Raw genomic sequence first — 18035 nt, 5'->3', positions numbered from 1 at the left:
CGTTTTTCTTCAGACGGGAGGCAAAGAACATTCCGTTGTCCGAGAAACGGTCATTGATTCTGCGGGAGAAAAGTTGACGCATTATTTACAAGTGTAATATAGAACGTGCGATCGTATTATAACTGTAACGCTGTTTCAATCGCTTTGTGATATTCGTCCCCTATAATGTAGGATGTTGAAACGATAGTGAACAGTCATTGCTCATGAGGACGCATGAAAAGCATCATATATTAAGGGGGAAAGGCTTCATGCGATTGAAACGAATGCAGAAAGTGACGGCGGCGCTTCTTGCCGCCGGACTGGCGGTACCTTTGACGGCGGGATCGACTTTAGTTCAAGCCAAACAGCCGCAGCAGAAAAGCGAGTCACACGTGAACTATCAGCAGGAAAACGATAATGATTCGTTAGATCAGGCGATAAATGAAATTCAAAAGGAGAAATTAGCGCGCTGGCAACAATTTTACAGACAAAAGGCACTGAGCGGCGAAAAGCAGCTCCAAAGCAAGGCGGCGAAAAATCGTGGGCAGGAAACAGCGGAGTCGGTAAAACCGAAAGCAACTAAGCCGGCAGCAACATCGCCTGTTGCCACGCAAGCGAAGAAGCCGTCGGTTGAACAAACGGCGGCCCGGAAAGCACCGACTACTGTTGAAACCAAACCGACTGCCGACCGAAAGGCAACAAGCAACGAGCCGGTCCGGCAACTAACGCAGGCAACAGCTCAGAAAACATCGACCGTGCAGGAAACATCGCCTGTTCGTCAAGCAGCTAAGCCGGAGATCAGCCAAAATCAATCCGGATCTGCGGCTGCGGCACATCCGGTACAGAAGGCTGTCCAGCCTTCGCAGACAACGGCTTCTGCACAATCCTTTGTCGTAACGGCTTATTCGCTGAGCGGCCGGACGGCGACCGGAGTGAATCTGGGAACCCATTCGAATGCCCGCGTAGTCGCTGTCGATCCATCGTTAATTCCACTTGGCTCGAAAGTAACGATTGAAGGCCTCGGGACCTATACGGCAGCCGATACCGGCGCGGCCATTAAGGGCAATCGAATCGATGTACACATGCCTTCCAACCAGCAGGCGGTGAATTTCGGCCGCCGCACATTGAATGTAACGGTACAACGCTAATCATAAATCATAGAGTTAGAAAAGCCATTCGAAAGAGTGGCTTTTTTTGTGTGTCCGTCGAAGCCAAACAGAGAATGACTGTATCTAATTGCCACTATCACACGGGCTGCCTGTACCGATGGTTCCGTCCTTCCGCGGCGCTGCCGTCAATGAGCTAATATTGTATTTGTTGATATTAATATCGAATTTCTGCAAAATTCCTTCAGAAACATATGAAATAGAAGATATTCTCACGATTACATTGCTCCCGCTTATTCGTCTTTTCTCACGAATTCAGCTGTATCTGCTTTCGGTCCAAGCGGCGGCAGCGGTAATGGCAGTCGGCCGATCCGTCCGTTAAAGCCGTACAAGGGCTATGATTGCCTGATCTTTTTGCAGCCGGCTAATTCTTGGTTACCCCATTATTGCGTTCTTATCTGAGACTTCTGAAGGGAGGACTTTCCTAAAAACGTTTTAATTCGCAGATACATAACATACGGGCGAAGATAACTGACCGGGTAAAATTATGGGTGGATTATTTTATTATTCGATGCATGTCAATCATTTTGGGATGCGCTGCAGGTAACGGCATCGGCTCTGCTGACACGTAATCCCTGGTTTTTGCCTATCCCTCTATTGGGTTTTTGTGCATGTTTATTTTTTATAATATAATATTCCCTGTTGAATAAGCATTTAAAACAAAAGTATGGTGAAGAATTTCAGGATTAAAAAAAGACGACTCATAAATTGATCCCGTTTATCCACTGATTCCGATTTCCATTGAAAGCCAAGGCTAGTCTCTGAGTCCTGACTGGCTTAAGAAATTACAGGATGGTAAAAGAAAGGGAAGCACCCTAAACAAAGTATCCCTTTTTACGGAATATTGTCTTTTATAGAGATTGCCCTTCATATCATATATTGAACGAACGTTACATAAAAATGGGTCAACGCATCTTTAATTTTGTACAGTCACGATTATTCACGAAAGAAATGTGTTTAGCGAGAGCGGTGAGTTTGACTCTTGAAACAAGCTAAGACAAAGTCAGCATTCGATGCCACACGTTTATTATTTATTCTAAAAGGTTTGGTAGTTGGCATTCTGACGGGATTTGTAGTCAGTCTTTTTCGCATACTCATTGAGGGATCATTGCATCTATGGACAAAGTTGTATCAGTTTATTCCGGGTCATCCGCTGATCGTTTTCGCAGCGATACTGTTGAGTTCATTGTTGGCAATCATCATCGGTCTCATTGTCAGGCCGCAGCCCAATATTATGGGATCCGGTATTCCCCAGGTTGAAGGCCAACTGGCAGGAGATCTTGAAATGGACTGGCGGCACGTTTTATGGCGCAAGTTTGTCACAGGCGTTCTGGGCATCGGGGCCGGCCTTTTTCTCGGACGGGAAGGCCCGTCCATTCAGTTGGGGGCTGCTGTAGGCCAGGGTATGGCCCAGGGACTTAAAGACAACGGGATATCGCGCCGGGTTTTAATTGCCAGCGGTTCTGCCGCCGGCCTGTCCGCGGCCTTTAACGCGCCGATAGCCGGGACCTTGTTTGTGCTGGAGGAAATCTATCATAATTTTTCTCCGCTCGTCTGGATGGCTTCCCTTGCCGGGGCAATCGGTTCTGATTTTGTTTCATCAAACTTTTTCGGCTTAGTGCCCGTCTTACATATCAGCTACTCGAGGAGTTTTCCTCTCTATCTGTATTGGCATCTCATTTTACTGGGGATTGTCCTCGGCCTGTTCGGTTATTTTTATCAGAGAGTGCTGCTCGTCATGCCGCAATGGTATGCCCGATTCATCAGACTGCCCCGCTGTTTTCACGGCCTTATTCCCTTTCTCCTGGTCATTCCGATCGGCATTTTTTGGCCGCATACGCTGGGCGGAGGGAATGCCACTATTTTGGAAATGGGGCATTTCATTCCCGGATTGATGATCTTATTGGGATTATTTGTACTTCGCTTTATTTTTTCGATGATTTCATACGGCTCCGGACTGCCCGGAGGCATCTTTCTGCCGATTCTGTCTCTTGGAGCCCTGCTGGGGGCTATTTACGGCACGATTATGTCCAGATTGGGATTGCTGCCTGATATCTATATCATGAACCTGATGATTATCTCAATGGCCGGGTATTTTGCCGGAATTGGGAAAGCCCCTTTTACTGCAATTATTTTGATTACTGAGATGGTCGGATCGCTGCAGCACTTAATGCCCCTTGCCGTTGTGTCGCTTGTCGCTTATCTTGTTGTCGATATGCTCGGAGGAGCTCCGATCTATGCGTCGCTCCTGACCCGCCTCAATCTGGGGAAGAAGTTAAATGAATTAAGCGGTAAAAATGATCGGATAGAGATCCCGGTTTTTCTTGAAAGCAGCCTGAATGAACGGCAGGTTCGTGATGTGAGCTGGCCCAGTCACAGTCTTCTTATTGCCATTCGTCGAGGCGATCATGAGCTTATCCCGCACGGAGATACCGTTATCCGCTCCGGAGATACACTTGTCCTGTTAACCAGTTGCAATGAAGTCAGTACGGTTCGCAGGAGAGTCCTGGAAATGAGCGGAGTAAAGCCGGATCTGTAGACAGTTAAAGACGGCATCATGCCGCCGGAAGAAGCGTATCAGGCCAAACGAAATCGAGTAAGAATTCTGATTGCCAGCAGTAGGAGGGACTTATGTCTCTTCGATCGAAGAAAAATCGTCAGGGAAAATTCAGATACAGGCAGAATAGAAAACAATTAGGTTATAGTTAATCCTTAAATTTTTTCTTTCCAATGCTTTTGTCATGTCTATATGGTATGGCCAATGACCGCTTGTTGCTTCACCCAGTTGCCGGTTTCTTCAATTCTTCATATGAGGGCTTACCGTGTATAAATATTTCCTTTGTAAAAAGACATTTTTTATGATCTGATCATTCAATCCAATTTTTTGCTCTGTCGAAATTTCGGCATAGTTGGCAGCGGATCCATGTCATCCAGACCGTCCGGGACAAAAATTAAATTAGGCTCCCGGGCGATTCTTTTTTAAGAAGGTGGCTTGAAATCGGAAAGATGTGCGCGACGATTCGTATCCAGCCCCTGTCATAAGTACCCTTTTCGGGATAAAGAGTGACTGAAAAAATGGGTAAATGCCTCTTTTTATTCCTGTGCAAAAAACCGCCCAATTTAAGTGGTACCATTTTTTAGTAAACTTAAATTTATTATTATTTCCTTTATTAGTTGATTTATTGATTATTTAGTAACATAATATGGACTATATTGTATTTGGGAGAGATTGCCTATGGACCCATCGGCTGCGAAAGAATATGTGACGCTGATCTCCAATTTGTTCACTCATTATCAGGGCTTAAATAGGGGATCTATGAAAGTCACTCACCTTCAGGGACATATTCTGGAGTTCATGTACAGCAAACAAAAAGCTCTCAACCTCAAAGAGATCAGCGAGGGCCTGGAAATAGCCAAACAGCAACTGACCCATGTCGTCAGCGGGCTTGAGAAAAAAGGATATCTGATCAAAAGACCTGATGAGCGGGATAAGCGCGCGGTCCTGGTCACACTAACGCCGGCCGGGAAAGCTATAGAGGAGCAGAAATGGAGGGTATTATACCAGAAATTCATAAAAAGCTTCAATCAGCTTACCGAGGAAGAACAGTTTGATTTCTGTTTCGCGCTGCACAAAGTCAACACATTATTACAAAAAATGGGAGGCTGAATTTTCTCATGTCAGGAAAGTTCTCATTCGGTATCTATCCGCTGAGTGCAGCAGGCACGCCTTTTGGCCTGGCCACGGGCCCCGCGGACGACTATAAAAAGGTAAAGGCTGCGCTTGCCGACCTCAATAATGGAACAGCAAGGCTGGCTCCAAGAGTCTATCTGATTTATACACCCGAATGGGAGAAAAAGATGTTTGCACTGGCGGATCGATACCGCGCTGCCGGCCTGCTTGGCGATCTGACAATAGGCTGCGGAAACTGGACGGAGCTTCAGGAGAATTTTGCTCTGGAACATTGGTACGCTTTCATCCGGAAAATCATAGAACGCTATCATGCATCCCTGTGCTCGCTGCAAATCACCAATGAGCCCAATTTGTCCTTTATGGAAGGTTCAAAGCCGTATATTCTGCAGGCTCTTACGGAGGGGGTCCTGACTGCCAAACAGGAGTGCCGAAAGCGGGGTTTTTCCATTCCGGTAGGGTTCGGTTCGGTGCCGGACGGCCCGGCAGCGGTACCGGACTTCTGGAATCAGCTGTCGGGGGTCAAAGCGCCATTTCAGGATGCCGTCGATTTTGTCGGGCATAACGTCTACGTGGATGTCTTTGAGGAGAGACCGCTCGACTTGCCGGAAATCTCCGCTGCAGCAGAACGGGCTTTACGGGAACTCAGAAACAATCTGAAAACGGCAGGCTTCACGGATAATGTTCCGATCCGCATCACTGAAAACGGATGGCCGACCGGCAAACACCCGTTTACTAAGCTGGAAAGATCTTATCAGCGTCAGTCGCAGGTGCTGGAGAAAGTGATCCGGACAATTTACAGTCTGCGGATCCAATATCATGTTTCGCAATATACTCTTTTCGGACTCAGAGATGCGGATACCCATAAAGACGACCTTTTCCATCAATACGGGATCCTGAGAGACGATTACTCTCCAAAGCCCGCTTATGCGCTATACAAAAAACTGATTCAAGAATTGATGTAGAACAACTGCTCGAGAAATGAGAAGATCAAACCGGCAAAGGGGATTGTCTGCAGAAAAAAGTGCCCGAATGACTGTTTCATGTGCGAATCGACACAATTTACAGTTGGCCGTTTAATGCCAAAGGTCTTTATTTTATACAGATTCGCGGACTGCCGCTATGGATGCTCAGATTGCGGCAGTGTGCAATGTTACACTCAGAAATTTTATTGATCAGTAGACATTGAAAAGGGACAGTAAAGATTCTGCCCAATGAGGCAGTCTCAAATAGGTTCATAGCATCCTCAAAAAAAAAGTTATGATGAACAAAGCCAGCCCGCGATCGCAGAATCACGGGCTAATTGGAGTAGATCAACCTTCCGTCTCCAAACAGAGCCGTCAAACGAAGAGGGCTGGCATTGATAACAGTATAGATGCCGGATCGGGTAAGCAACTTTCTTTCTATACAACGTCTTTTACAGGCCCATCTGTTTTCTTTGCCTTCTCATATGCATCAAATGGTGAGAAAGCAATATTATCCGAAAAACAGGTCCAGATCTTCCTTTACAGAATGAATTCCCGAGATCCCGAATTTCCTGACCAGCAGATTGGCAACGTTGGGGGACAGAAAAGCGGGTAAAGTCGGCCCCAGATGAATATTCTTAATACCCAGATACAGCAGTGCCAGCAATATGATCACTGCTTTCTGTTCGTACCACGCGATGTTGTAAATAATCGGTAAATCATTAATATCTTCCAGGCCGAACACTTCTTTTAGCTTCAGTGCGATGGCAACAAGGGAGTAGGAATCGTTGCACTGCCCTGCATCCAGTACGCGGGGAATGCCGTTGATATCGCCCAGGTTGAGTTTGTTATATTTATATTTTGCGCAGCCGGCCGTCAGAATTACCGTGTCTTTAGGCAGGGCTTTGGCAAAGTCGGTGTAGTATTTTCGCGATCTTACTCTGCCGTCGCAACCGGCCATCACAACGAACTTCTTAATCGCTCCGGATTTGACTGCATCCGCCACTTTATCGGCCAGCGAAAGGAGTTGATGATGGGCAAATCCGCCGACGATTTCGCCGTTTTCAATTTCTGCAGGCGGCGGGCATTTCTGAGCGGCCTTGATTATTTCAGAAAAGTCTTTTGGCTCCCCGATTTCACCCGGGATATGTTTACATCCGGGAAAACCTGCGGCTCCTGTCGTATATAGCCTGTCTTTATAACTGTCTTCCGGCGGAACAATACAATTTGTCGTCATTAAAATCGGACCATTGAAACTTTCAAATTCCTCTTTTTGCTTCCACCAGGCGTTTCCATAATTGCCTATGAAATTCGAATACTTTTTAAAAGCCGGATAATAGTGTGCAGGCAGCATTTCCGAATGGGTGTATACATCTACGCCCGTCCCCTGCGTCTGTTGGAGAAGCATTTCGATGTCATGCAGGTCATGCCCGGAGATCAGAATGCCGGGCCGATTGCCGACACCGGTTTTCACTTTTGTGATTTCCGGATCACCGTAGGTGTCTGAATTTGCCTGATCCAGCAAGGCTAAGCCTTTCACGCCGTATTTTCCGGTTTCCAGGACGAGAGCGGTTAACGCATCTGCTCCAAGGGAATCATCCAGTGTCTTTGCGAGCGCACGTTGCAGGAAAGCATCCACTTCCTCATCGTCTTTTAATAAAACGTTGGCATGCCTGCTGTATGCGGAAAGCCCTTTCAAACCATAGGTGATCAGCTCGCGCAGGCTGCGGATGTCCTCATCCTTTGTTGAAAGCACTCCGATATGAGTCACTTTGCGGTCGGATCCTCCGCCATTTCCAAAGGTCCAGACAGATGCATCAGGGAGATTTTCTTTGTTCGTCAGCTTGTCAATCAGTTCTTTCCTTTTTTTCAGTGTAGAGACGACACGTGAGCGAATCACACGTTCATCGAAATTTGCATTGGTGATCGTTGTAAATAAATTCTCGGTAATCAAATGATTGGTTTCGCGATCAACTTTTTTCCCTTCGGCGCGCAGCCGGGTCGTGATCGCGGAAATTCCTTTTGTCACATACATCAATAAATCCTGGGCGGCAGCTACCTCCGGTTTTTTGCCGCAGATGCCTATCTGCGTGCATCCGCTGCCTCTTGCGGTTTCCTGACACTGAAAACAAAACATTGCGTTTTCCATCCGTCATCCCTCCGTTTTTAAAGCCTGTTTGATAGACTCAGATATTCACATGTTGAAATGGTTCTGCAGAAAAGCCTGAAGAATGGGCACATGGCTTACTTCTACATGCTTTGCTGCAGAGAGCAGTGTGACGGTTTGCGCCTGTCCGAGCTGTGCAAGCTGTTCCAGCGCTTTTTTCTTTTCCTGATCATGTTCCAGTTCTTTTTCATAAGCCTCTTTAAATGCAGCGAATTGGTCCCGATGCCGGTGATACCATTGACGCAGGCCGGCACTTGGCGCGACATCTTTCATCCAATGGTCCAGCTGAGCGCGTTCTTTTGAAATGCCTCTGGGCCAGAGTCTGTCGACGAGAATGCGGATGCCGTCTGAAGACAATTTTTCTTGATAAATTCGTTTGATCTTTATCAATGGCTCATCCTCTCTTCATTGTGATAAAAATCAGAACGGAAAAAGTATTTTAGAACAAGGCATCATAGATCATTTATCCCTTTGGACTGGCCGTTTTAAACGGCACGTCCGATACTTGAATGGACTCCGTGGGGCAACCCTCGTAAGCGTCATCCAAGTCCATTAACAATTCTTCGGGAATCGGCCGTATTCCCTGATTGTTATCGATGATTGAAAAAGCAAGTCCTTCGTCATCCGCATCAAAAATATCAGGAGCAGCCATTTGGCAGGCTCCGCAGGAGATGCAAGTGTCCCGGTTGACGATTGTAAATTTAAGAGGCTCTGCACTATTTACACGTTTTGATTCATTCAATTGACTCTTCACCTTCCCCAAAAATGGATCGGATCACAGAAAACCGATCCGGCATGATCATCTGCCTTTGCCGGCAGCCATTTGAAAACAGCGAAGCTGCTGTTCTGCAGATACGGCTTATACTTCGGGCCGAACGACTTTTCCGGGCGGGGAACTCCGGTCATTCCCTGCAGAGAAACCAATTTTTCCTTTGTTCCGGAATGGCGGAGGCCTATGCACATCGCTCTGCAATTTAGAGATCGGTTTTTTCGGTTTTTAAGGATAAGTGAAAAGTAGTCTGGGTGACTGATCGTGGCAAGTTCTTCCTTTCGCGGACAAGTTTCGAAAAGTAAAGATATCCATGCTTTTGCTCCTCAGTAATTATTTTAACAACAAGAGTCATTTTGATAACTTCCAGCAATTATGATACAGGTGAAATGAACAGAATACCTTGATCCGGATCAAGTTTCATTCACTAATGTAACCGATCGCATAGGTTTCATATTCTTGAATCAGAATGGGGTCGGAATTTGCCTTTTTTGATGGTCGTCAGGGCGGGGGAGGCACGTTGAATCGGAATCTCGGACAGGATGAGTGCAAACTTATCGCGCAAAAAAGCTGATTTTAAAAAAAATGACTCACTACTTTTTTGATGCCGCCTATCGGCAAAATCGTGACGGTAAAATACCTTTTTTGAAGCTCTGAGAGCGAAACTGCTTTCCATGCAGGAATAGAGAGGCCGCTGCGTCATTGGATCTATCATACGAAATTCCGCTGCCCCTCTATCTATACGATTTTCCCGCATACTTAAAAAAAACTAATATTACACAGCTTGTACAATTTGAATCAGTTGGATGGCCAGTTGATTCAAACGTTGCCAATCGTCAGCTGTAAACTCTAGGTCTATCTTGAGCGGCGGGGTTAGTAAGCTGGCTCCTGCCGTAGTCACGGCCTTGGCCACAACATCTACTGCTTTGCAAAAATCATTATGATAATAACGATCGCCAATTCCGGTTACGCCGCACTGCAGATGTGTCAACGACAATTGCCTCAATTTTTCTACAAAAGGGAGGGCTTCAAAGGCAAGTTCGCCCATGCCGTAGGTACCGGTAATTATTAGTGCTGTCGGAACTTTTGTCAACAGTATCGGATTTGCCGTTGCCATATTGACTGTCATTGTGTCAACCCCGGCATTCCTGAACTGGTTGACAAACCACAATGCCAATTCCAGGTTATGTCCGGTTTGCGTACTGTAAAAAATCGGCAGGGTCTCCATTTGTAAGTCCTCCCCCTTTTTAATACTTCTTTAATATCTCTTCAGATTATCAGTATATCGGATCACAGCGATTCTGATTATTAGGGAATTGCCCAATTTCTATTTTCATTTCTGTTTGACATAATAAATTCGGATCAACCGGTACAACGCTACAGGATGGTGAGCATATGGCCTATATTCGTGTAACAGCGGATCCGCTGGATGTGGAGACGTTGTATAAAAAACTAAAGGCGCCTTCATTTGGTGGTGTGGTTGTTTTTGTCGGGACGGTCCGCCAATGGACCGGCAGTATTGAGACAGAAGCCATTGAATACTCAGCTCATAAAGAAATGGCGATCAAAGAACTGGCAAAAATAAGTGCTCCGATCGAAAGCCGAGGCGTTCGTGTAGTGATAGCTCACCGGATTGGTCTGCTACGTCCGTCAGAGGAGGTGGTTTTTGTCGGTACTGCAGCCGGCCATCGCAAGGAAGCTTTCAGGTGGTGCGAGTATCTGATTGATACACTCAAAGCAAGGGTTCCTATTTGGAAGCGAGAAGTTGATGTGGACAAGATAAGATGGGGAGGTCCTGAACAGGCTGGTCAAAAAGAACGGTGTCCCAATACACGGATAAAGTAAAACAAGGAGGAGATTTATTGTGATCTATTCAGTCCGGTTGTTCGCGATGCTAAGTGAGCAACTGGGTGCCCAAGTTAACGTCGAACTGTCCACGCCGGTTTCGGCACAAGCTGTTCGCGCAGCCGTCATCCGCAAGTATCCACAGGTGCGTGCAGACATCGTCCGATCTGCTGTTGCCATTAATCAGAACTTCGTTAACGATGAAATATATTTGCCGGATGATATCGAAGAAATCGCATTGATTCCGCCGGTTAGCGGGGGGTAAGATGGAAAATCTCTATGATAGATACGGCCGGTTGCACGATTACGTGAGAATTTCGATAACTGATCATTGCAGCCTTCGCTGTGTTTACTGTATGCCGGAAGAAGGGTTGCCGTTTTTTTCGAGCGACCGGCTGCTTTCATTGGACGAAATCGTTCAGATGGTTAAAAATTTTGTTGATTTGGGTGTCAACAAAGTCCGGATCACCGGCGGAGAACCTCTGCTGCGTAAAGATGCGGCCGATATCGTGCGCCGAATTCACGCGATCCCGGAAATTACCGATATATCAATCACAACGAACGGACTGCTTTTAAAGAAAAAAGCAAAAATTTTGAAAGAAGCGGGGCTAGACCGGATTAATATCAGTTTGGATACGCTTCGTGCTGACAAGTACAGGAACATTACAAGAGGCGGTAACATCCAGCAAGTACTGGACGGCATTCAAGCGGCAATTCGATGGCACTTCAAGCAGATCAAGCTGAATGTTGTGCTGCTCAAGGGCATAAACGACGATGAGATCCTTGATTTTCTTCATTACAGCTATAATCATAATGTCAATGTCCGCTTTATCGAGGTTATGCCGATTAGCAATCCGATTGATAAATGGCAGAACGAGTATGTCGGACTGAACAAGATTTTTTATCTTTGTGATAATAATCACATTAAATATCATCCATTTGATTTACCAGGCAATGGACCATCTGAAAATTATCGGATTGATGGAGCAGCGGGCAGTTTCGGGTTAATTCATCCGATCAGTGACAGGTTCTGTGAGACTTGCAACCGCTTACGAGTCACTGCTGACGGTTATCTTAAAGCTTGCCTGTACTGGAATGAAGAATTCAACATTCGTCCGGCGATTCCGCATAAGGAAGAGTTCTGTCGGCTCGTTCACCAAGCTCTCAATAACAAACCTCTTAATCATAAGATGGGGCTTAACGACATGGGTAAGCGTGTCAATGGTTCATCAACATGGCGGCATATGAGTCAAATTGGCGGATAATTTAATGGGCAAAAAATGAATGAGAATGATCGGCACTTTTTTGAAAAGATTTGGTGAATGGGAGGCAATTCAGTGGATAAGAAAAAAGAAATCACAGGAAATCGTTTCTATGCGTATTCGGCGCTGACCATGGGGACCTTGGCAATGGTCGCCTGTTTCATGGCCTGGTCAAATTTTGCTCCATTGACGGCGACGCTTACGAAAATGTTCGGATTATCAGAATCTGAAAAAACATTACTCTTAGCAACACCCGTCCTGCTGGGTTCGATCATGCGAATTCCGATTGGTATTCTATGCGACAAATATGGCGGCAAGAAAATTTATATTATTTTAATGTTGTTTTTGCTGATTCCGCTGTTTATGGTACCGCGGGTTCACAATTTTGGGATGTTGATTTTCCTTGCACTGCTATTGGGAATGGCCGGAACTTCATTTGCTGTCGGCATTTCTTACGTGTCCGTTTGGTTTCCGCCGGAACGTCAGGGCGCCGTATTGGGAATTGCGGGCTTAGGAAATATAGGCAACGCTGTTGCAGCGCTGACATTGCCACGAATTCAGTTGGCCGCCGGCTTAAGTGCTGTTTACAATTTTCTGATGAGTTTACTCGTCGTGATGATTATACTGTTTTTGATTTTCTGTAAAGAAATGCCGGTTAACAAAGAAAAAACATTTGCTTCTGCATTTTCTGTTGCAAAAGAAGCCAACACATGGTATCTATCACTGTTTTATGCTTTAACTTTTGGCTTATTCATGTCCTTCAGTAACCTCACGCCGATGCTCTTGAATGGATTATTCAATCTGACACCGGTAATGGCCGGTCTATACGCTGCGTTATTTGGAATTGTCTGTACATTAGTCCGACCGGTCGGAGGCAGCCTGGCTGATAAGATCCGGCCAATGTCACTCTTGCAATGGATTTTTATCGGCATTGCACTTTTTGCATTATGGCTTACCTTTTCCTTGCATTCAGAAGGAATGTTTATCTGGGGTGTCATTATTATTGGTTTGTTCGCGGGCCTGGGCAATGGCATCATTTTCAAAATGGTTCCCTACGTTTCTAAAGGCAACACCGGTGCTGTAACCGGTTTTGTTGGTGCCATGGGAGGACTCGGAGGTTACTTTCCGCCAATTGTCATTGGATTTATTAAAACTTGGACCGGGTCGTATCAGCTAGGAATTATTCTGCTCGTACTGGCTGCTATCCTTTGCTGGATTGTCCTGTACCGGGTTTTCATTCACGGAGGCAATCGGATTGTTCAATGAGGGAAAAGCAGTAAGAAAATCTTAAAAAATCCGTTCGAATTCATCTATACTTTAGTGTCATTGCCGATTTTTCTCACTGGATACGGATACATTTAGCTGCACAAGTCTGTACTCATAGGGAAAGTCAGGCCCTTTTATTTAAAAAGGAGAATAGAGATTGAAAAATCACAGATTCTTAAATATATCCATTTTATCACTTGTTCTTATTTTGATATTAGCGACGCTGATGACTGGATGCAGTAATGGGGAACAGGGCTCTAAAAAAACAACGGGGAAAGAAAAAGAGGTAACGTTGACAGTAGCGGCCGCCGCCAGTCTGCAAAATCCATTAAACAAGATCAAGGAACTCTATATGAAAGGCCATCCTGATGTCAAAATTACGTATAATTTCGGAGGTTCAGGAGCCCTTCAGCAGCAAATTGAGCAAGGGGCGCCTATTGATCTGTTCTTTTCGGCAGCGACTAAACAAATGACAGCATTGAAAAATGAACATCTGCTGATTGATTCATCAATCAAAAATTTGTTAAAAAACGATGTCGTTTTGATAGTACCCAAAACTTCAACAGATGTTAAGAGCCTGAATGATTTAACCAAAGCGTCTGTTAAAAAAGTTGCACTTGGTGAACCGGCGAGTGTGCCGGCCGGACAATACGGCAAAGAGGTGCTGACTCATTTTCAATTGATGGATAAATTGAAATCAAAAGCAGTGTATGGTAAAGACGTGGAAACCGTTCTGAATTGGGTGGCAACGGGAAACGCAGATGCAGGAATCGTTTATAAGACGGACGCCCTTTCGTCGAAAAGTGTCAGGCTCGTGACTACTGCACCTGCCGGTTCTCATGATCCGGTTGTTTATCCGGCAGCTGTGATAAAGGGAAGCAAGCATGCTGCGGCGGCAAAACAGTTTTTAAATTATCTGACGGAAGATACTGCCACAAAGATCTTTAAAAATGCGGGTTTCGAAATTGATGACTGATGCTTCTCATTATCAATGAGAGGGCAGAGTGTATGAAATAATTTGGATGTTGGGGGCAGGCGACAATCTGACAAATCAGACTGCCGTCTTTATTTCAATTTTATGATGAAGCGAGCAGATGGATGCATTGCGGGGCCCCTTTTTAACGTTCATGACACTTAAAAAGAATACATGGCATGCCATAAAGAACGAATGTAGAAAGATTTTTCTGTCTGCAAATGAAGTGTCTTGTGCCTATTAATTGAGAGGGGATGAAAGATGGGATGACATTTGATCTTTCGCCGGGCTGGATTTCTTTAAAAACAGTTATTGCCGCTACAGTCATCACGTTTTTTCTTGGTCTGTCAGCAGCTTATTGGATGTACCGCTACCACGGAAGGCTCAAAAATTTCGCTGATACACTCTTTACATTGCCATTGGTGCTTCCTCCGACAGTCGTAGGTTTTTTCCTGCTTCTCTTCTTTGGACGGAACGGGCCCATTGGGAAGTTATTGCTGATGTTTGGCACCACTCTGATTTTTTCATGGCCGGCCACCGTCCTGGCTGCAACGGTTGTCGCTTTTCCATTGATGTATCGTACGACTAAAGCTGCTTTTGAGCAATTGGACGATAATATCATTAATGCGGCGCGCACCCTTGGCGTGAACGAATCCAGGATATTTTGGCAAGTCATGATTCCAATGGCCTGGCCCGGAATTGCGGCCGCAACGGTGCTCTCTTTTGCACGGGCATTAGGAGAATTCGGTGCCACGCTTATGGTTGCAGGCAGCATTCCTCATCAGACGGAAACCATTCCTTTGGCCATTTATTTTGCCGCTGAAGACGGCAATATGCGTCTGGCCTTGGTTTGGGTATTATTAATTGTAGTGATTTCAGCACTGGTGCTCTTTTTAATAAATAATTGGAGTGATCATTTGCAAAAAAATACAAGCGATGTTAGGAGAAAGTGAAATGGGAATTTACGTGGATATCGAAAAAAGATGGTCTTCCTTTTATCTAAAGGTCAAATTTTATTCAAGAGATAACATTGTCGGTCTTCTTGGAGCTTCGGGTTCAGGGAAAAGCATGACGCTTAAATGCTTGGCCGGCATGATCACACCCGACAGGGGAAGAATTGTATGCGATGATAAAACATTCTTTGATTCTGAACAAGGAATTAATCTTCCGATGCGAGATAGAAAAGTCGGTTTTTTGTTCCAAAATTATGCGCTGTTCCCCAATATGACGGTTAGTCAAAATATAGGATTTGCACTTAATAAGCTTAGTAGAAAAGAGAAAGGAGAAATAATCAGGGAAAAAATGAAGATGTTCGATCTGCAGGGCCTTGAAAAACGATTTCCTAACCAATTATCGGGCGGACAGCAACAACGGGTCGCAATTGCCCGGGCTCTTGCTATAAATCCGGGTGTTTTGGCTTTAGATGAACCCTTTTCCGCACTGGATACCCATCTGCGAAGCAAGCTGGAAGATAAATTAGCCGATGTATTAGCCGATTATAAGGGATCGACGTTATTCGTCTCCCATAATAGGAGTGAAATCTATCATCTATGCAAAAGTATTGTTGTGATTAATAACGGACAAGTCGATACCTTCGGCGATCGGACAGCAATTTTTGAAAATCCTCCGACTTTCGCGGCTGCATTGCTCACGGGTTGCAAAAATATATCAAAAATTAAAGTATTAGACAGTTATACTCTGGAAGCACTGGATTGGGGCTGTACACTCAAAGTGGCTGAAAAAATCGATATACAAAGCAATCCGGGCTGGATCGGGATTCGAGCCCATTTTATTGAGCCTGCTGAGGACAGCGATGCCGAGAACATTGTTGAATGCCAGTTGAATCACGTAAGTGAAGGCCCTTTTAACGTTGCCGTATATTTGGAAAATGCCAGCAAGCCTGTAAACGGTCCCGTAAAACTTTTACGATGGGAAATGGAGAAAGAAAAATGGAAGGATATAAAAAAAGGGGGCCAGCCATGGAAGATAAAGCTTCCGGCAAAAAATCTTTTTTTAATCAGTCCTCATAATGCCAATAAAGGATAAATGGAAGGGAGGGGATAAGATGGCCAGTTGTTCTGAATAGGAGATATGATACGAAAATGAACGACAGTTCGATTAAACTCAGCGAGAGGGTGCTTCAATTACTAAAAACGGCGCTTGAAAGTTGAATATCTTTCATTTGAAGATTTGGACAATTATTTATCCGCTTTTTCTCCCGTCTCTTAGTCAACGCTGCTTGTGAATATTAAATATCAATTAATTTATGATGAACGGCGTAGCGAACCAAATCAACCCGGGAATTCAAAGACAGTTTGCTCATGATATTCGCTTTATGCGCTTCCACTGTTTTAGTCGAAATGAAAAGTTTAGCAGCGATTTCCTTGTTGGAATAACCCAAAGCTACCAAGGGAAAAACCTCGATCTCTCGCTTGGACAGGTTTGCATAACCGCTGAGATTCAGGTTGACGTCATCTGTATTAATGGCTTCGATATCTTTCTTAGAAATCTTAATATTGCTGTCCAGATAGGGCCTTTTGATTGCTGCCATTCTCAAAGCTTTTAATAATTCCGTATCGGGAGAACTTTTGAGGATATAGGAAATTCCGCCGTTATGCATCGCCTTATTGATGTACTCCTGTTCTTCATGCATAGAAAGGATCACAATCCTGACCTTCGGGAACCGTCTGTGAATCCGTGTGGTTGTGATCAGGCCGCTCTCGCCGGGAGGCATGCTTAAGTCCAAAATCACGATGTCGATTGATTGTTGCTCCGTCAACAGATAGGTTTCAGTCCCATTGGCCGCTTCTGCGCAAACCTGAAAATCCGGCTGCTGATTGATTAACAAAGACAGGCCGTTTCGTACAATGGCATGGTCGTCAGCAATTAGAACACGATACACACTGCACATCTCCAATTCCATTAATTTCGACATTTATGCTACCGGAAATTCAGCTTTGACCGTTGTCCCTTTGCCGATGACAGAATCGACAGTAAAGACCCCATGGAGTGCTTTTACCCGTTCATTCATATTCATCAGCCCTAAAGAATGGCCGTTAAAGCCTTGCTGCACGTCAATGCTGAATCCCTGGCCATTATCAATAACTTCCAAAGAAATCCGATGATCATGACCAACGAGGAGAACAATAACTTCATCGGCTTCAGTATGTTTAAGCACGTTAGTCATGCTTTCCTGTGCAATCCGATAAAGGACGGTTGCTAAGTCATCTGAAAGCTGGCTCGTATCCGTGCGGATGATCAGTCTGATCGTCAGTCCGGTGTTTTCTTCCAATCTCTGTGCCAGTGCCCGAAGTGCCGCATCTAAACCAAAGCTGTCCAATACGGCAGGGCGGATGTCCACAGCTATTCCCTTAATTTCGTTTAATAGCGAATGCAGCTCGCTGTCCAGAACGGCAATTTGCCGCTTCCGCTCGTCAGAAGATGCGTCAATTAGCCGATGGAGACCAATAATCGTTGAATAAACGCCCTGGGCAATACTGTCATGCAGATCCTGAGAAATACGTTTCCGCTCTTCCTCATGGGCACGGTTCACGTATTGAACCAGACGTTTTTGCTGAGCGATCTGATTCATTCGCTGGACCATTCCCCGGCTTTTCAATGTCAGCGAATAAACGCCGTTCTTCTCATCCAGTGAGGTATACACCATGAAATTGACAATTGGATTTTCACCCTCTGCATTTACTGTAAATGGGATCGCGATTCGCGTCATTGAATTACGGGCCGTACAGGGGTAACAGTCGTCTATTGTAGACGTCCTCTCCTCGATGGCGGTTTTGGCCAGTGATACTAAGTAGCTGGCATCAATCTTAAATTCTGCCTGAAACTGTTGTGCCAATCTATTGGCGATCAATAATTCATCATGCTGAAATACGAGAATGGCATCAGTCGCCTCTTCAAAATACTTCGCCATCCAATTGGCTGTCTCCAACACGAC

At 45.2% G+C, this 18035-nt stretch carries 17 protein-coding genes; 11 read left to right on the top strand and 6 right to left on the bottom strand.

Features of this window, described 5'->3' with window-relative positions; all coding sequences use genetic code 11:
- Positions 1-248: 248 nt before the first annotated feature.
- The 4 genes from OYT88_RS13825 to OYT88_RS13810 all read left to right on the top strand — a co-directional run bounded on the left by OYT88_RS13825 (position 249) and on the right by OYT88_RS13810 (position 5798).
- Positions 249-1127, top strand: a complete 879-nt coding sequence (locus tag OYT88_RS13825) for a 3D domain-containing protein (RefSeq protein ID WP_274400840.1) — start codon at positions 249-251, stop codon at positions 1125-1127.
- 1000 nt (positions 1128-2127) lie between these two features.
- Positions 2128-3684 (top strand): chloride channel protein, encoded by a 1557-nt coding sequence (locus tag OYT88_RS13820; RefSeq protein WP_274400837.1) that lies wholly within the window; start codon positions 2128-2130, stop codon positions 3682-3684.
- A gap of 696 nt (positions 3685-4380) precedes the next feature.
- Positions 4381-4812 (top strand): MarR family winged helix-turn-helix transcriptional regulator, encoded by a 432-nt coding sequence (locus tag OYT88_RS13815; RefSeq protein WP_274400836.1) that lies wholly within the window; start codon positions 4381-4383, stop codon positions 4810-4812.
- An 8-nt stretch (positions 4813-4820) separates the two neighbouring features.
- Entirely contained in the window at positions 4821-5798 is a 978-nt protein-coding gene (locus OYT88_RS13810; RefSeq protein ID WP_274400834.1) for a hypothetical protein, read from the top strand.
- Between the two features lie 511 nt (positions 5799-6309).
- Here the strand turns inward: OYT88_RS13810 and hcp are convergent.
- The 4 genes from hcp to OYT88_RS13790 form a co-directional block, all read right to left on the bottom strand.
- Positions 6310-7947, bottom strand: a complete 1638-nt coding sequence (hcp, locus tag OYT88_RS13805) for a hydroxylamine reductase (RefSeq protein WP_274400832.1) — start codon at positions 7945-7947, stop codon at positions 6310-6312.
- Positions 7948-7992: 45 nt separating this feature from the next.
- On the bottom strand, positions 7993-8355 hold the full coding sequence (locus OYT88_RS13800; RefSeq protein WP_274400830.1) for a DUF488 domain-containing protein: 363 nt from the start codon (positions 8353-8355) through the stop codon (positions 7993-7995).
- A 73-nt stretch (positions 8356-8428) separates the two neighbouring features.
- Positions 8429-8707 carry a ferredoxin gene (locus OYT88_RS13795; protein WP_274400829.1) on the bottom strand — a complete coding sequence of 93 codons (279 nt, stop codon included), beginning with the start codon at positions 8705-8707 and terminating at the stop codon, positions 8429-8431.
- Between the two features lie 802 nt (positions 8708-9509).
- The gene (locus OYT88_RS13790; RefSeq protein WP_274400827.1) at positions 9510-9962 is read right to left on the bottom strand and encodes a flavodoxin domain-containing protein; all 453 of its coding nucleotides are present in this window, start codon (positions 9960-9962) and stop codon (positions 9510-9512) included.
- 167 nt (positions 9963-10129) lie between these two features.
- Between OYT88_RS13790 and OYT88_RS13785 the strand changes: the two genes are divergently transcribed.
- From OYT88_RS13785 to OYT88_RS13755, 7 genes are all read left to right on the top strand, one after another.
- The gene (locus OYT88_RS13785) at positions 10130-10579 is read left to right on the top strand and encodes a molybdenum cofactor biosynthesis protein MoaE (RefSeq protein WP_274400826.1); all 450 of its coding nucleotides are present in this window, start codon (positions 10130-10132) and stop codon (positions 10577-10579) included.
- A 19-nt stretch (positions 10580-10598) separates the two neighbouring features.
- Positions 10599-10844 carry a MoaD/ThiS family protein gene (locus OYT88_RS13780; RefSeq protein ID WP_274400825.1) on the top strand — a complete coding sequence of 82 codons (246 nt, stop codon included), beginning with the start codon at positions 10599-10601 and terminating at the stop codon, positions 10842-10844.
- A 1-nt stretch (position 10845) separates the two neighbouring features.
- Complete coding sequence (gene moaA, locus OYT88_RS13775; RefSeq protein WP_274400823.1) at positions 10846-11844, top strand: GTP 3',8-cyclase MoaA; 999 nt, start codon at positions 10846-10848, stop codon at positions 11842-11844.
- 72 nt (positions 11845-11916) lie between these two features.
- Complete coding sequence (locus OYT88_RS13770) at positions 11917-13107, top strand: nitrate/nitrite transporter (RefSeq protein ID WP_274400822.1); 1191 nt, start codon at positions 11917-11919, stop codon at positions 13105-13107.
- Between the two features lie 157 nt (positions 13108-13264).
- Positions 13265-14083, top strand: a complete 819-nt coding sequence (modA, locus tag OYT88_RS13765) for a molybdate ABC transporter substrate-binding protein (RefSeq protein ID WP_274400820.1) — start codon at positions 13265-13267, stop codon at positions 14081-14083.
- 263 nt (positions 14084-14346) lie between these two features.
- The gene (gene modB / locus OYT88_RS13760; protein ID WP_274400819.1) at positions 14347-15033 is read left to right on the top strand and encodes a molybdate ABC transporter permease subunit; all 687 of its coding nucleotides are present in this window, start codon (positions 14347-14349) and stop codon (positions 15031-15033) included.
- A 1-nt stretch (position 15034) separates the two neighbouring features.
- A complete protein-coding gene (locus tag OYT88_RS13755; protein WP_274400817.1) occupies positions 15035-16126 on the top strand; it encodes a sulfate/molybdate ABC transporter ATP-binding protein in 1092 nt (363 codons plus the stop codon).
- Between the two features lie 202 nt (positions 16127-16328).
- Here OYT88_RS13755 and OYT88_RS13750 read toward each other — a convergent pair whose 3' ends face one another.
- Together OYT88_RS13750 and OYT88_RS13745 are read right to left on the bottom strand one after the other, a co-directional pair.
- Positions 16329-16982, bottom strand: a complete 654-nt coding sequence (locus tag OYT88_RS13750) for a response regulator (RefSeq protein ID WP_274400816.1) — start codon at positions 16980-16982, stop codon at positions 16329-16331.
- A gap of 33 nt (positions 16983-17015) precedes the next feature.
- The gene (locus tag OYT88_RS13745) at positions 17016-18032 is read right to left on the bottom strand and encodes a sensor histidine kinase (protein WP_274400814.1); all 1017 of its coding nucleotides are present in this window, start codon (positions 18030-18032) and stop codon (positions 17016-17018) included.
- Positions 18033-18035: the final 3 nt, after the last annotated feature.

Source organism: Sporolactobacillus sp. CQH2019 (genome assembly GCF_028765345.1).
In the GTDB taxonomy this organism is placed as follows: Bacteria; Bacillota; Bacilli; order Bacillales; family Sporolactobacillaceae; genus Sporolactobacillus.
This window is presented reverse-complemented; position numbering and strand designations above follow the sequence as displayed.